The sequence below is a fragment of the Mycobacterium sp. genome (assembly GCF_025933915.1).
GTDB lineage: Bacteria > Actinomycetota > Actinomycetes > Mycobacteriales > Mycobacteriaceae > Mycobacterium.
Genome location: NZ_JAICZA010000118.1, coordinates 1 through 14,982, shown reverse-complemented (window position 1 = coordinate 14,982; position 14,982 = coordinate 1). Strand labels below are relative to the sequence as shown.

Below are 14,982 nucleotides of genomic sequence, written 5' to 3'. Positions count from 1 at the left end.
GCTTCGCCCCCGCCGGCGTTGATCTTGCCGACGATGTCCTCGAGCTTCTCGACGCGGCGGGCGCCCAGGGCGACGGGGAAGCCGTGGGCCGCGAGTTCGATAGCGGTGGCCTCTCCGATGCCGGAGGAGGCGCCGGCCACGATGGCGGGGCGGCGTTCGGGCAACGGGTCAAAGCGGGGCATTCAGCGGACCTCCACGCTCATGGGTAGGTGGGCGAATCCGCGGACATTGCTGGAGTGGACGCGGACGGCGTTGGCCTCGTCCACCTCGTAGCCGCGGATTCGCTTGAACAACTCGGTGAGCGCAACCCGGGCTTCCATCCGCGCCAGATGCGCGCCTAAGCAGAAGTGTGCGCCGCTACCGAAACTCAATAGTTTGGGCCCGATTTCGCGCCCGATCACATAATCGTCGGGGTTGTCGAAGACCCGCTCGTCACGTTGTCCCGAACCGGGCAACAGCAGCAGGACGTCGCCGTCGGGAATGGTGGTGTCGTAGAGGGTGAGCTCGCCGGACACGGTGCGGGCCAGGATCTGGCTGGAGGTGTCGTAGCGCAAGGTCTCCTCGACCCACAGTGGTACCCGAGACAGATCGTCGTAGACCGGGGCCAGTTGATCCGGGTTCTTGTAAGCCCAAAAAGCAGCATTGGCAAGCAGTTTGGTAGTGGTCTCGTTTCCAGCGATCACCATCAGGAACATGAATCCGAGCACCTCGTCATCGCTGAGCCGGTCGCCGTCGATCTCGGCTTCCAGCAGCGCCGACGTCAGATCGTCCGTCAGCTGCTTACGCCGCTCGGCCACCATCCCCTGGTAGTAGACGATGAGGTTGAGGGAGGCCTCGACGGCCTCCGGCGGCACGTCGGTGACGCCCTCCTCGCGGTGCATGACGCCGTCGGCCCAGGCCCGGACCTGATCTCGGTCCGGCTCGGGGACACCCATCAGCTCGGAGATGACGTCCATGGGCAGCTTGCCGGCGAATTCGTCGACATAGTCGACATTCCCGTTCTCGGCCTTGTCCAGCAGTGTGTCGAGATGCTGCGTCGCGATCTCGGTGACCCGGGGTTCGAGTTCGCGAATCCGGCGCGGGGTGAAGCCTTTTGAGACCAGCGTGCGCAACCGCAGGTGGGCGGGATCGTCCATCGCGAGAAAGCTCATCGTCTTGCTGGCGTGCGGACCGCGCGACGCCGGATCCAGCGAGACGCCGTACTTGTTGGACAGCGTGGTGCTGTTGCGAAATCCCTGCAGCACATCTTGATGCCGTGACAGCGCCCAGAACTTCAGTTCCTCATTGCGATACAGCGGGGCCTCGTCGCGAAGGCGCTTGTAGTACGGGTACGGATCCTCGTGGAAGTCGTAATCGTAGGGATCCAGGACCAGCTCGTGGTCGCCAACATGGACGGTCATCGCTTAGGTTCCTACCTCTGTCTCTTGGCTTGTGTCTCGGGCGCCGGTCAGGATCAGCCGCACCACGTAGGCCAGCCGGTCGGCGATCTCGCGGTAGCTGAACTCCCCGCTGCCGCCCTGGACCAGCGCGCCGAAAAACGCCATCTCCAACGCGGACACGGTGGTGGGATCGGCGTTGGGGCCCATCGCGGACGTGATCCGGCGGTGGATCTCCACGCCGATTCGGTCGCGGGCGGCACGCACCGCGGGGTCGGCCCCGCCGCTGAGCAAGGCCGTCGTGCAGGCGGCGCTGACTTCGGGCTCGTCGGCGACCACCAGGGCCAGATGACGCAATACCTGTTCCACCCTGGTGGGCATCGGGTCGTTGACGTCGGTGAAGAAGGGGACCTGCCGCACCAGGTCCAGGTAAACCTCGGCGATCAGATGATTCTTCGACGAGAAGTAGGTGTAGGCGGTCGCCGGCGCGACCTTAGCGCGGGCCGCCACCGCGCGCACGGTCAGGTCGGCGTAGGACTTTTCGCGCAGCGTTTCGATGCCGGCGGCGAGTACCTTGCGGAAGGTCTCCTCTTGGCGCCGGTTGCGCGGCGGCTGACCGGTCTGGCGGTCGGCATCGCTAGTGATCGCCAATGCATCGCTGGACACATGTCCAAGCTAATGGATGGGGTCGGCGCGAAGCAAGTCCGATCCGGAAACATATCGCTTAATCTGCGAGTTTACGGCGCTTTCGGCCGCCTATCGAGATCGGCCCTTGCACCGCCGATGACCAGGCGGCTATGGTTCGATCGGACGATATCGGACAACTGTCCACTAGATTGGCGTGCCGGGTTGGCCGCACACAGACGGGAGCGGGACATGGCCTTGTTGGCCGACGGCGTTAGCGAACTCTTCATCGACGGCAAGATGTCGGCCGGGAGTGCCGGCACCTTCCCCACGATCAATCCGGCGACCGAGGAAGTGCTGGGCGTCGCCGCCAACGCCGACGCTGCCGACATGGACCGCGCGATCGACGCCGCGCGGCGCGCCTTCGACGAGACGGACTGGTCGCGCAACACCGACTTGCGGGTGCGTTGCGTGCGGCAACTGCGCGAGGCGATGCAGCAGCACCTCGAAGAGCTGCGCGATCTGACCATCGCCGAAGTCGGCGCACCGCGAATGCTCACCAGCATCGCTCAGCTCGAAGTCCCGGTCAACGACCTGGCGTTCGCCGCGGATACCGCCGAATCCTACGAATACAACCAGGATCTCGGTGAGGCGTCGCCGATGGGTATCCCCACTAGGCGCACCGTCGCCCGTGAGGCCGTCGGCGTCGTCGGCGCCATCACCCCGTGGAACTTTCCCCACCAGATCAACCTCGCCAAGATCGGGCCCGCGCTGGCCGCCGGCAACACCGTCGTCCTCAAGCCCGCCCCGGACACCCCCTGGTGCGCCGCCGTGCTGGGGGAACTCATCGCCGAGCACACCGACTTTCCGCCCGGTGTCATCAACATCGTCACCTCGGACGACCACGGCGTAGGCGCGCTGCTGTCGAAAGACCCTCGGGTCGACATGGTTTCGTTCACCGGCTCGACAGCCACCGGCCGCAGCGTGATGGCCGACGGCGCGGCGACCATCAAGAAGGTCTTCCTCGAGCTGGGCGGTAAGTCGGCGTTCATCGTCCTCGACGACGCCGATTTGGGCGGTGCGGTGAGCATGGCGGGGTTCTCGGTGTGCATGCATGCGGGGCAAGGCTGCGCGATCACCACCCGGCTGGTGGTGCCGCGGGCGAAGTATGACGAAGCCGTCTCCATCGCGGCCGCAACGATGGGCGGTATCAAGGCCGGCGACCCCACAGACCCCGGAACCATCTGCGGGCCAGTGATTTCGGCGCGCCAGCGGGACCGGATACAGGGCTACCTCGACTCGGCGATCGCCGAGGGCGGCACGTTCGGCTGCGGTGGCGGCCGGCCGGCCGACCCTGAAGTCGGGTTCTTCATCGAGCCGACGGTGATCGTGGGGCTGGGCAACGACGCCCGTTGCGCGCGTGAGGAGATCTTCGGCCCGGTCCTGACGGTGATTCCGCACGACGGTGACGACGACGCCGTCCGCATTGCCAACGACTCGCCATACGGCCTGTCGGGCACCGTCTTTGGGGCTGACCCGGATAGGGCCGCCAGGGCTGCCGCGCGGGTCCGCGCGGGCACGATCAATGTCAACGGCGGCGTGTGGTACTCGGCCGATGCGCCATTCGGCGGTTACAAGCAGTCCGGAAACGGTCGCGAGATGGGCCTGGCCGGTTTCGAGGAGTACCTGGAAACCAAAACTATTGCGACAGCGATCAACTAGAGGAGCTTGCGAGCATGCGATTCGAGAACAAAGTCGGCATCGTCACCGGATCCGGGGGCGGCATCGGGCAGGCGTACGCCGAGGCGCTGGCCCGTGAGGGCGCGGCGGTGGTGGTCGCCGACATCAACGCCGAGGCCGCCGAGGCGGTCGCCAAGCAGATCGCCGGTGACGGTGGAACCGCCATCAGCATTCCGGTCGACGTGTCCGATCCGGCATCGGCCAAGGAGATGGCCGACCGCACGCTGGCCGAATTCGGCGGCATCGACTACCTGGTCAACAACGCCGCGATCTTCGGCGGCATGAAGCTGGACTTTCTGCTCACCATCGACCCGGAGTACTACAAGAGGTTCATGAGCGTGAACCTCGACGGGGCCTTGTGGTGCACGCGTGCGGTGTACAAGAAGATGGCCAAGCGCGGCGGCGGGGCGATCGTCAACCAGTCGTCCACCGCCGCCTGGCTGTACGCGAACTACTACGGCCTGGCCAAAGTCGGGCTCAACGGCCTGACGCAGCAACTTTCCCGCGAGCTGGGTGGCCAGAAGATCCGGATCAACGCGATCGCGCCGGGCCCCATCGACACGGAGGCCAACCGGACCACGACGCCCAAGGAGATAGTCGACGATATCGTCAAGGGTCTGCCGTTGTCGCGGATGGGGACCCCCGAGGACCTGGTCGGCATGTGCCTGTTCCTGCTGTCCGACGAGGCGTCGTGGATCACCGGGCAGATATTCAATGTCGACGGCGGACAGATAATCCGGTCATGAGTCAAGAATATGCGCGCCTCGGCTACATTGGGCTGGGCAATATGGGCGCTCCGATGGCCACGAAGATGACCGAATGGCCCGGCGGGGTAACGGTTTACGACATTCGGACCGAGGCGATGACCCCGCTGGTCGAAAAGGGCGCCGGCCTGGCCGACAGCGTCGCCGACATTGCAGTCGCCGCCGACATCATCCACATCACCGTGCTCAACGACGCCCAGGTGCGCGAGGTCGTCGGCGAACTGACGGCGCACGCCAAGCCCGGCACGGTCATCGCGATCCATTCGACCATCAGCGACACCACCGCGGTCGAACTCGCGGCCGAGCATAAGCCGCGGGGCATCCACATCGTCGACGCGCCGGTCAGTGGTGGGGCGGCCGCCGCCGCGAAGGGCGAACTTGCCACCATGGTGGGCGCCGACCGTGAGGTGTACGAGCGGATCAAGCCGGCATTCAAACACTGGGCCTCGATGGTCGTCCACGCCGGTGAGCCGGGTGCGGGGACGCGAATGAAGCTGGCCCGCAACATGTTGACATTCACCTCTTACGCGGCGGCGTGCGAGGCCATGAAGCTGGCCGAGGCGGCGGGCCTGGACCTGCAGGCGCTGGGCCGGGTGGTGCGCCACACCGATGCGCTCACCGGAGGTCCGGGCGCCATCATGGTTCGTGAGGACATGAAAGACCTCGAGGCGGACAACTTCCTGTACGAGCCGTTCTTGCACACCCGCGGCCTGGGGGAGAAGGATCTGAGCCTGGCGCTGGCACTGGGCGAGGCGGTATCGGTCGACCTGCCGCTGGCCCAAGTGGCCTATGAGCGGCTGGCCGCCGGCCTCGGCGTACCGCACACACAGAAAGAGACGTAATGGACGAACTGCGCCGCAACGGCCTCGAGAAGATGAACGAGGTCTACGGCTGGGAGATGCCCAACATCGAGGGCGACGCGTACTTCGACCTGACCGTCGATCACCTGTTCGGCAGCATCTGGACGCGCCCGGGATTGTCGATGCGCGACAAGCGCATCATGACGCTGACGGCCGTGACCGCGATCGGGAATCGCGACCTCGCCGAGATTCAGATCAACGCCGCGCTCCTCAACGGCGAACTCACCGAGACCGAACTGAAGGAGATGGCCGTCTTCCTCACCCACTACCTGGGCTTCCCCCTGGGTTCGGCGCTCAACGGCGCGGTCGACGCCGTCGTGGCCAAGCGCAAGAAGGCCGCGGCAAAAGGGGCCGGAGAAGACAAGAAGGCCAACGTGGATGCCGCGTTGAAGATGCACTCGGGCGGCGAGAGCGATTGACAGGTGGGCTCGCCGGTGATCCGGCGGCCGAGGCCAGGCGCTGTCGGCGCGCGGCGGGTGCCCGGCTAGTCTGACGTGTCGTGCGCGTCCTGGTGATCGGTTCCGGTGCCCGTGAGCATGCGCTGCTGCTGGCGCTGCGCAAAGACCCGCAAGTCACGGGACTGGCCATCGCCCCGGGCAACGCCGGCACCGCCCGGCTGGCCGAGCAGCACGACGTCGACGTCACCTCGGCATCCGATGTCGTCGCCCTGGCGCGCGGGGTGCGCGCCGACCTGGTGGTCATCGGTCCCGAGGTACCGCTGGTCCTCGGGGTGGCCGACGCGCTGCGGTCCGCAGGCATCGTCTGCTTCGGCCCCGGCAAGGACGCCGCCTGCATCGAGGGTTCCAAGGCGTTCGCCAAAGAGGTCATGGCCGCGGCTGGGGTTCGCACCGCGACCAGTGAAATCGTCGACAGCCCCGCGCTTTTAGACGCCACCCTGGACCGTTTCGGTCCGCCCGCCGGGGATGCGGCCTGGGTGGTGAAGGACGACCGCCTGGCGGCCGGCAAGGGCGTCGTGGTGACCGCGGATCGCGGTGTCGCGCGAGCGCATGCCGCCGGACTGCTCGAGGCCGGCCACCCGGTGCTGCTCGAGTCGTACCTGGACGGCCCAGAGGTGTCGCTGTTCTGCGTCGTCGATGGTGAGACCGTGGTGCCGCTGCTCCCGGCGCAGGACTTCAAGCGCGCCGGCGACGGCGACCACGGACCCAACACCGGTGGCATGGGCGCCTACGCGCCGGTCCCCTGGCTTCCCGACGAGGTGTATCGCGATGTGGTCAGCAACATCGTCGAACCCGTTGCGGCCGAGATGGTTGCGCGTGACTGCCCGTTCAGCGGACTGCTATATGCCGGCCTTGCGATCACCTCGAACGGACCCGCAGTGATCGAATTCAACTGCCGCTTCGGCGATCCCGAGACGCAGGCGGTGCTGGCGCTGCTGGAATCCCCGCTCGGGCAGCTGCTGTACGCGGCGGGTAGCGGCAAGCTGGCGGAGTTCGGCGAGCTGCGCTGGCATGACGGTGCCGCGGTGACGGTGGTGCTGGCGGCGGAGAACTATCCCGGGCGTCCTCGTGTGGGCGACGTCATCGTCGGCTCGGAGGCCGACGGGGTGCTGCACGCCGGAACGTCGCGGCGCGAGGACGGCGAAATCGTTTCGTCGGGTGGTCGGGTGCTGTCGGTAGTGGGAACCGGCGCCGACCTCTCGGCCGCGCGGACCAAAGCGTATGACGTTATTCGTTCGATTCGGTTGCCGGGCAGTCATTTCCGAAGCGATATCGCCCAGTTGGCGGCCGAAGGTCAGATCCGCGTCTAGAAGGCGTCTAGAAAGCGACTGCCTGGCTGTCGCGGCGCGGATCGCTGGCCGCCAAATAGCCCTCCTCGAGTCGCCAGATCGCCTGGCAGCTGCCGAATTGGTTATAGTCGTCGACGGCAACAAGATCGTGTCCGCGCCCCCGCAACTCGTCCAGCGTCGAGCCCGGGAAACCCTTTTCGCAACTGACCTGCAAACCCTGCACCCACCGGAACCTCGGACCGTCGCACGCCGCCTGCGGGTTCTGCCCATGGTCGGCGATGCGCACCATCACCTGCACATGGCCCTGCGGCTGCATCATCCCGCCCATCACGCCGAAGCTCATGACCGGGGCTGCGTCCTTGGTCACGAAGGCCGGAATGATGGTGTGATAGGGGCGCTTGTTCGGGCCCACGATGTTTGGATGGCCCTGGACGGCAGTGAAATTCGCCCCGCGGTTTTGCAGCGCGATTCCGGTGCCCGGCACCACCACACCGGAACCGAACCCCATGTAATTCGACTGGATCATCGAGACCATCACTCCCGCGGCGTCGGCCGCGGTCAGGTAGACGGTTCCGCCCGACGGGGCCCCCGCCGAGACCGGCTTCGCCCGTGCGCGGTCGATCAGTGCGGCCCGTTGCGCCAGGTACTCCGTGTCCAACAGTCGTTCCGGCCGTAGCGGCATGTGTTCGATATCGGCGAGGTAGGCCTGGGCGTCGGCGAACGCGAGCTTAACCGCTTCGATCTGCAGGTGCACGCTGTCGGCGGAATCGGCCGGCAACGAAGCCATGTCGAACTGCTCGAGAATGCCGAGGGCGATCAGCGCGACGATCCCCTGACCGTTGGGCGGAATCTCGTGCACGGTGTAGCCCCGGTAGCCGCCGTCGACGGTGCCCACCCAGTCGGCACGGTGAGCCGCGAGGTCGCTGCCCCGCATGACACCGTCGTTGGCCGACGCGTGCGCCTCGAGTTTGGCGGCCAGTTCCCCGCGATAAAACGCCTCGCCGTTGGTGGCGGCGATTGTCTCGAGTGTGGCCGCATGATCGGGCAGGCTGAATCGCTCACCGGGTTTCGGCGCCCTCCCCCCGGGCAGAAACGCCTCGGCGAAACCCGGCTGCTTCTCGAACAGCGGCGCCTGCGCCGCCCACTGGTCTGCCACCGTTGGCGAAACCAGAAAACCGTTGCGGCCGTAGGAGATCGCGGGTTCGAAGAGCCGCTCGAAGGGCAGCTTGCCGAACTTGGCATGCAGTTCGGTCCACGCCGACACGGCCCCCGGAACCGTCACCGAATTCCACCCGAGCAGTGGAACGGCTTCTCCGCCAAAGTATTCCGGAGTCCACCCCGCCGGCGAGCGGCCCGACGCGTTGAGCCCGTGCAATCGCTTGCCATCCCACACGATGGCAAAGGCGTCCGCGCCGATACCGTTGGAAACCGGCTCCACGATCGTCAGCGTGATGGCCGTGGCGATCGCCGCGTCCACCGCGCTGCCGCCCTCGGCGAGCATCCGCAGGCCCGCCTGGGCGGCAAGCGGTTGCGATGTGCACACGACGTTTTCCGCGAGCACCGGTTTGCGTGGCCAGGCGTACGGAAGGTCCCAACCGAAATCTGCGGTCACGTCCGCGAGCGTAACGCGGCTGCGAATTTCGGCGCGATTCTTCGCTGTGGCGTTACGGTCGCGGCCGACGATCAGGCCGTCAGCAGCGGTGCCATCCACGTCAGTTCGGCCGGCAACTGCGAACTCCAGAACTCGGGGTTGTGCCCGCCGGGGGAGAAACCGCCCGCCGGCGGATGGGGCAGCTGCGCGACGAACTGCTTTGTCGCAGCGTAAAACGGATCGCTGTCGCCACAATCCACCCGGATGGGGATCGACGCCAGCGCGGGCATCCCGAACACCGAGTTCGCCGCGAAATCGTCCGGCCCGTCGAACGCACCCGGGGCGGCGGCGCCGGAGGACAGCCACAGCGCCGGGCTCACCGCGCAGATCGCCGCGGTGCGGCCGGCGCCGAGCCGGCCGCCAAGCAGCAGCGCGCCGTAGCCACCCATCGACCAGCCCAGGAACGCCACGCGCGAGGTATCCAGATTCTGGTTCCCCAGCATGGGGATGAGCTCGTCGAGCACCATCGCCCCGCTGTCCTCGCCGGAAGACCGCTTGTGCCAATAGCTGCCGCCACCGTCGACGGCAACCACCGCGAACGGCGGCAGCCCCGCGTCGACGGCCTGCGCCAAGCCCTGCTCGACGCCGCCGGCCATCACGGTGGAGGCGTCGCTGCCCTTGCCATGCAGCGCGATCACCGGTCGTAGCGGCCGGGTCTGGCCCGGCGGACGCGCGATGGCCCAATTAGTGTTCGCGCCGCCGCGCGCGGCCGATACGAAGGAACCGGTGACCATGGTGGGCGCCGGCGCCGACGGGGGCGCCGGATCACGAGGGGCGCTCGGCGCCGGCGCGAACGGTATCTGGGAGCCTGCCTTCGATACGGGCGCGGAAACCGGCGTGGCGTGAGATGTCCGAGGCTGTAACAAAATGTCGAGCCCGTAGGCGCCGACGGCGCCGAGGGCCGCGCCGGCGCCGAGACCGAGCACGGCGCGGCGGCTCAAGTCGGGCATGCGGGCCATCATGCCATGTTCGTTTGGCGGGCCGTTTGGCGGAAATGGCAATGCAGTACCACTTTGGCTGGCACGATGGCTACTCGTGACTGCAGCGGTTACTCCGAAAGGAGAACGTCGACGGTACGCGCTTGTCAGCGCCGCCGCCGAGCTGCTTGCTGAGGGCGGGTTCGAAGCGGTGCGGCACCGGGCGGTCGCCGGGCGGGCCGGATTGCCGTTGGCGTCCACCACCTATTACTTCTCCTCCCTCGACGATCTGATCGCGCGCGCGGTCGAACACACCGCGATGATCGAAGTGGCACAGCTTCGGTCGCGGGTCACCGCGTTGTCTCGGCGGCGCCGGGGGCCGGAAACCATCGCCGAGGTGTTGGCGGACCTGCTCGTCGGGGACGTGTCCGGCCCGGGACTCACCGATCAACTGATATCGCGCTATGAGCGGCAGATCGCGTGCACCCGCCTGCCCGCGTTGCAAGAGACCATGCGCCGCAGCCTGCGTCAGCGCGCCGAGGCGGTGGCGGAGGCCATCGAGCGCTCGGGCCGCTCGGTGCACATCGATCTGGTGTGCACGCTGATCTGCGCGGTCGACGGTTCGGTGGTGTCGGCCCTGGTGGAGGGACGGGATCCGCGCGCGGCGGCCCAGGGGGCGGTGGTCGATCTCATCGAGGTGCTGGCGCCCATCGATCAGCGCCCTGTGCAGATCTGAGGCCGCGGCGGCCGGACCGGGCTGGGCGACAGCGACGGCGTCACGATGTATCCGGTGTCGAGGTCGCCGTAGATCGTCACCTGGGCCGGGCGTCGCTGCGCATACAGCGCCACATAGGCGCAGACGACGGCATCGATGGGATCTTCGGCGCGGCGCAGCTCGCTTTTGCGTTGGGCGGTCGCCACGGCCCGCCGCAGCGCGAGCCAGCCGTCGTGTGCGGCGACACGCAGGGGGATCGGGGCCTGCGCGAGCCGTTCGAGGCCGTCCATCAGCAGCACCAGCTCGGATTTGAGCCCGTCGACGCTGCGGCCCGGTTTTGCCTTGTATTTCAGGGTCCGCTCCAATCGGAACAGCGCGACGGTCGCCGCATGCGGGTACACCTCGATGGCGCGACGCGTGACCGGCGACCGCGGATCCAGATCGAGGCCCAGCGCCGCGGCCAGGCGGCCCCCGCGCGGGCCGTTGGCGAATTCGGGTTTTCCGGTGTTGCAGGGGTGGGCCCCGGCCTCGAACCTGCGGAAGTCGCGGTTGAGCGCGGTCTCGGCGGGACGCTGGCCCGTCGGGTTGTTCACCACCAGCGGCGCATCGAAGCCGACCAGGCAATCGCCCCGCACGTAGGGGCGCAGCGCGGCCAGGATTTCGTGGTCGTCGCGGACCGCGCCCACGCTCACCAAATCGCCGGCGGGGTCGACGACGGCGACGCCGGTCGGGTTACGGCCCGCCCAGGCGAGGTCGACACCGGCGAAGTACATCCGCACAGGGTATGACCGCGACCGTAAGCTGTGTGTTCGTGAGGACCAAGTGAGCATTCCGAATGTGCTGGCCGCCCGGTACGCCAGTGCCGAGATGGTCGCGATCTGGTCGCCCGAGGCCAAGATCGTCGCGGAGCGGCGGCTGTGGCTCGCGGTGCTGCGCGCACAGGCGGAGCTGGGCGTTGCGGTGCCTGACGAAGCGATCGCCGACTACGAGCGTGTGCTCGAGGACGTCGATCTGGCTTCGATCGCGGATCGTGAACGCGTCCTGCGCCACGACGTCAAGGCCCGCATTGAGGAATTCAATGCGCTGGCCGGTCACGAGCAGGTGCACAAAGGCATGACCAGCCGGGATCTGACCGAGAACGTGGAGCAGCTGCAGATCCGGCGTTCGCTGGAGCTGGTCTTCGCTCACGGGGTGGCGGTCGCGGCGCGGCTTGCCGAGCGGGCCGTGGCCTATCGCGACCTGGTGATGGCCGGACGCAGTCACAATGTCGCGGCCCAGGCCACCACGTTGGGCAAAAGGTTCGCCTCGGCGGCCCAGGAGACGCTGATCGCGTTGACCAGGCTGCGGGAGCTGATCGATCGTTACCCGTTGCGCGGCATCAAAGGACCGATGGGCACGTCGCAGGACATGCTCGACCTGCTGGACGGCGACGCGGCCAAGCTCGCCGAACTCGAGCGGCGTATCGCCCAATTCTTGGGCTTTGCAACGGTTTTGACCAGCGTCGGGCAGGTGTATCCCAGATCGCTGGACCACGACGTGATTTCGGCGCTGGTGCAGGTGGGTGCGGGACCATCCTCGATGGCGCACACCATCCGGCTGATGGCCGGGCACGAGCTGGTCACCGAGGGATTCGCGCCGGGTCAGGTTGGTTCGTCGGCGATGCCGCACAAGATGAACACCCGCAGCTGCGAACGGGTCAATGGCCTGCAGGTGGTGCTGCGCGGCTACGCCTCGATGGCCGCCGAACTGGCGGGCGCGCAGTGGAACGAGGGCGACGTGTTCTGCTCGGTGGTGCGCCGGGTGGCGCTGCCGGACAGCTTCTTTGCCGTCGACGGGCAGATCGAGACCTTCTTGACGGTGCTCGACGAGTTCGGCGCCTATCCGGCGGTGATCGGTCGCGAGCTGGACCGCTATCTGCCGTTCCTGGCCACCACCAAGGTGTTGATCGCCGCGGTGCGCGCCGGCATGGGCCGCGAGGCCGCGCATCACGTGATCCGCGAACACGCGGTGGCGACGGCGCTGGCCATGCGGGAACGCGGGGCCGAGCCCGATCTGCTGGATCGGCTGGCCGCCGACGAGCGGCTGCCGCTGGACCAAGCGGCTCTGGACGCCGCGCTGGCCGACAAGGGGGCGTTCACCGGTGCCGCCGGTGACCAGGTGGACGAGGTGGCGGCGCTGGTGGACGCGCTGGTGAGCCGCTACCCCGATGCGGCCAAATACGTTCCCGGTGCGATCCTGTGACTCTGGCGGGCGCACTCTCGAGGATCGACTTCACCGATCTGGACAACTTCGCCAACGGATTTCCGCACGACCTGTTCGCCATCCATCGGCGGGAGGCGCCGGTGTACTGGCACGCACCAACCGACAACACCCCGGACGGTGAGGGCTTCTGGTCGGTCGCCACCTACGCGGAAACCCTTGAGGTTCTCAAGGATCCGGTGACGTACTCGTCGGTCACCGGTGGCGAACGGCCGTACGGCGGCACATTGTTGCAGGACCTGGCGATCGCCGGCCAGGTGCTCAACATGATGGACGACCCGCGGCACTCGCAGATCCGGCGGCTGGTCAGTTCCGGGCTGACGCCGCGGATGACCCGTCTGGTGGAAGACGATCTGCGGACCCGGGCACGCCGGCTGCTGGACGCGGTGGTGCCGGGCGAGCCGTTCGACTTCCTGGTCGACATCGCGGCCGAGCTGCCGATGCAGATGATCTGCATCCTGCTGGGAGTACCTGAATCCGAACGGCATTGGTTGTTCGAGGCGATCGAGCCGCAGTTCGATTTCGGTGGTTCGCGCAAGGCGTCCCTGTCGCAGCTTTCACTCGAAGAAGCCGGGTCGCGAATGTATGACTACGGTCGACAGCTGATCGCATCCAAGCGTGACAAACCGTCCGATGACATGTTGTCGGTCGTGGCGAACGCCATGCTCGACGACTCGGACGGGGATGATGCGTCGACCCTTTCCGACCTCGAGCTGTACCTGTTCTTCAGCCTGCTGTTCAGTGCCGGCGCGGAGACCACCCGCAACGCGGTCGCGGGCGGGCTGCTGGCGCTCGCCGATCATCCATCGCAATTACGTTCTCTGCGTGGGGATCTCGGTGCGTTACCCACCGCCGTGGAAGAGATGGTGCGGTGGACCTCGCCCTCGCCCTCGAAACGGCGCACCGCCACCCGCGACGTCACGCTCGGTGGCCAGTCGATCAAGGCCGGGCAGAAGATACAGATCTGGGAGGGATCGGCGAATCGCGACGCCAGTGTCTTCGACGGCGCCGACGAATTCGATATCGCGCGGAAACCCAATCCGCACCTGGGATTCGGTCAGGGCGTGCACTATTGCCTGGGTGCCAACCTGGCGCGGCTGGAGCTGCGGGTGCTGTTCGAGGAGCTGCTCTGTCGGTTCGGCACGGTGCGGGTGGTCCGGCCGGTCGAATGGGCCCGCAGCAACCGGCATACCGGCATCCGGCACCTCGTCGTGGAACTACGCGAAGAACAGTGACGATCCGGTTCTCCGATATCGAGCCCACACCCGATGTGTTCGCTGCGGTGATGGCCACCGGAATCTTGTCGATCGGCGCGAAAAACCACGGGTACCGGTTGATCAGCGACACGATGGGCGTCATCGCCACGCTCGGGCTGGTGCTGCTGGTCGCCCTGGTCGCCGCGAAGGCCTGCACCGGCGGCCAGAAGTTGCGCTGGGATCTCACCGATCCCGACGTCACACTGCGGATGATCACGTTCGTCGCCGCCTGCGCGGTGATCGACACGCGCTTGTCGTCCAATGTGTGGGTGGCGCGGGTCCTCGGCGCCGTCGGGCTGATGTCCTGGGTGGTGCTGATCCTGCTCAGCGCGCGAAATATGTTGGCGCAGCGCTGGTCCGTACTGCGCGACCATGTCCACGGTGCCTGGCAGCTGGGCAGCGTGGGAACATCGGGTTTGGCGATCGTGATCGCCCGCGCGGCCCGTCATACCGGCCACCACTGGTGGCTCGCGGTAGCCGTGGCCGCATGGGTGGCGGCGCTGTGCATATACGGTCTGATGACCTGGTTGACTGTCTGGCGCGTGGTCAACGAACGACAGCACCGCGACGGCTTCGAGCCCGATACCTGGATCCTGATGGGCGGCATGGCGATTGCGACGCTGGCCGGCGACAACATCCATACCGTCGCGCCCGGCTGGCTGGCCGGCCCCGTGCGGGCGGTCACCATCGTGACCTGGGTGACGGCGACGCTGTGGATACCGCCGCTGATCTACTTCGTTCTGCACCGCATCAGGCGACATCCCAACATGCTGCAATTTGCCGGCGTGTGGTGGGCGTTCGTGTTCCCGCTGGGCATGTATTCCGCGGCCAGTTTCGCCATGGCAATCGAGCTCGGTGAGCGGTGGCTGCTCACCGTCTCTCTGGTGTTCTTCTGGGATGCGTTGGGCGCCTGGCTCATTGTGGTCGTCGCAGGGGTGCTGCTCTTCTCGCGGGCAATGCTGCTAAGCCCCGCGAATCGCGATACCCGCCGACCGTAGTTCGAGCGCCGCCAGGGCGCCGATGGTCACCGGATCCTCACGACGCCACCCGCCGACCGGGTCCGCGCTGACGGC

General features: G+C 67.1%; 15 protein-coding genes and 1 pseudogene. 9 read left to right on the top strand and 7 right to left on the bottom strand.

Annotation, left to right across the window (positions count from 1 at the left end; translation table 11 throughout):
• The 3 genes from Q0W90_RS17670 to Q0W90_RS17660 form a co-directional block, all read right to left on the bottom strand.
• Positions 1-182: SDR family NAD(P)-dependent oxidoreductase (locus Q0W90_RS17670; protein ID WP_297775480.1), on the bottom strand; the 182-nt coding region annotated here is incomplete at its 3' end.
• Positions 183-1,400, bottom strand: coding sequence for a cytochrome P450 (locus tag Q0W90_RS17665; protein ID WP_297775478.1), 1,218 nt, complete (start codon positions 1,398-1,400; stop codon positions 183-185).
• 3 nt (positions 1,401-1,403) lie between these two features.
• Positions 1,404-2,042: a TetR/AcrR family transcriptional regulator gene (locus Q0W90_RS17660; protein WP_297699572.1), complete on the bottom strand. Its 639-nt coding sequence runs from the start codon at positions 2,040-2,042 to the stop codon at positions 1,404-1,406.
• Between the two features lie 210 nt (positions 2,043-2,252).
• On the opposite strand from Q0W90_RS17660, the gene Q0W90_RS17655 reads away from it, so the two are divergent.
• From Q0W90_RS17655 to purD, 5 genes are all read left to right on the top strand, one after another.
• Positions 2,253-3,722, top strand: coding sequence for an aldehyde dehydrogenase (locus tag Q0W90_RS17655; protein WP_297775475.1), 1,470 nt, complete (start codon positions 2,253-2,255; stop codon positions 3,720-3,722).
• A 14-nt stretch (positions 3,723-3,736) separates the two neighbouring features.
• Complete coding sequence (locus Q0W90_RS17650) at positions 3,737-4,486, top strand: SDR family oxidoreductase (RefSeq protein WP_297598334.1); 750 nt, start codon at positions 3,737-3,739, stop codon at positions 4,484-4,486.
• Positions 4,483-5,346 carry an NAD(P)-dependent oxidoreductase gene (locus Q0W90_RS17645; RefSeq protein WP_297598336.1) on the top strand — a complete coding sequence of 288 codons (864 nt, stop codon included), beginning with the start codon at positions 4,483-4,485 and terminating at the stop codon, positions 5,344-5,346. Before Q0W90_RS17650 ends, Q0W90_RS17645 begins: the two co-directional genes overlap by 4 nt.
• Positions 5,346-5,783 carry a carboxymuconolactone decarboxylase family protein gene (locus Q0W90_RS17640; RefSeq protein ID WP_297598338.1) on the top strand — a complete coding sequence of 146 codons (438 nt, stop codon included), beginning with the start codon at positions 5,346-5,348 and terminating at the stop codon, positions 5,781-5,783. The genes Q0W90_RS17645 and Q0W90_RS17640 overlap by 1 nt, the downstream gene beginning before the upstream one ends.
• A gap of 80 nt (positions 5,784-5,863) precedes the next feature.
• The gene (gene purD, locus Q0W90_RS17635) at positions 5,864-7,132 is read left to right on the top strand and encodes a phosphoribosylamine--glycine ligase (protein ID WP_297699577.1); all 1,269 of its coding nucleotides are present in this window, start codon (positions 5,864-5,866) and stop codon (positions 7,130-7,132) included.
• 7 nt (positions 7,133-7,139) lie between these two features.
• Here the strand turns inward: purD and Q0W90_RS17630 are convergent, their stop codons facing one another.
• Both Q0W90_RS17630 and Q0W90_RS17625 read right to left on the bottom strand, forming a co-directional pair.
• Complete coding sequence (locus tag Q0W90_RS17630) at positions 7,140-8,723, bottom strand: gamma-glutamyltransferase family protein (protein WP_297775472.1); 1,584 nt, start codon at positions 8,721-8,723, stop codon at positions 7,140-7,142.
• Between the two features lie 71 nt (positions 8,724-8,794).
• Positions 8,795-9,724: an alpha/beta hydrolase-fold protein gene (locus Q0W90_RS17625; RefSeq protein ID WP_297598344.1), complete on the bottom strand. Its 930-nt coding sequence runs from the start codon at positions 9,722-9,724 to the stop codon at positions 8,795-8,797.
• A gap of 55 nt (positions 9,725-9,779) precedes the next feature.
• Between Q0W90_RS17625 and Q0W90_RS17620 the strand changes: the two genes are divergently transcribed.
• On the top strand, positions 9,780-10,415 hold the full coding sequence (locus Q0W90_RS17620) for a TetR family transcriptional regulator (RefSeq protein ID WP_297598360.1): 636 nt from the start codon (positions 9,780-9,782) through the stop codon (positions 10,413-10,415).
• Here the strand turns inward: Q0W90_RS17620 and Q0W90_RS17615 are convergent.
• Complete coding sequence (locus tag Q0W90_RS17615; RefSeq protein WP_297598346.1) at positions 10,394-11,167, bottom strand: DUF429 domain-containing protein; 774 nt, start codon at positions 11,165-11,167, stop codon at positions 10,394-10,396. The genes Q0W90_RS17620 and Q0W90_RS17615 overlap by 22 nt on opposite strands.
• Positions 11,168-11,216: 49 nt before the next feature.
• Between Q0W90_RS17615 and purB the strand changes: the two genes are divergently transcribed.
• From purB to Q0W90_RS17600, 3 genes are read left to right on the top strand one after another with little or no spacing between them, the layout of a single operon-like run.
• A complete protein-coding gene (purB, locus tag Q0W90_RS17610; RefSeq protein ID WP_297775468.1) occupies positions 11,217-12,635 on the top strand; it encodes an adenylosuccinate lyase in 1,419 nt (472 codons plus the stop codon).
• On the top strand, positions 12,632-13,888 hold the full coding sequence (locus tag Q0W90_RS17605) for a cytochrome P450 (protein ID WP_297699583.1): 1,257 nt from the start codon (positions 12,632-12,634) through the stop codon (positions 13,886-13,888). Before purB ends, Q0W90_RS17605 begins: the two co-directional genes overlap by 4 nt.
• Positions 13,885-14,907, top strand: coding sequence for a tellurite resistance/C4-dicarboxylate transporter family protein (locus tag Q0W90_RS17600; protein ID WP_297598352.1), 1,023 nt, complete (start codon positions 13,885-13,887; stop codon positions 14,905-14,907). The genes Q0W90_RS17605 and Q0W90_RS17600 overlap by 4 nt, the downstream gene beginning before the upstream one ends.
• On the opposite strand, the pseudogene Q0W90_RS17595 reads toward Q0W90_RS17600, so the two are convergent.
• Positions 14,872-14,982, bottom strand: a pseudogene (locus tag Q0W90_RS17595) (hypothetical protein); the annotation flags it as partial. The gene Q0W90_RS17600 and the pseudogene Q0W90_RS17595 overlap by 36 nt on opposite strands.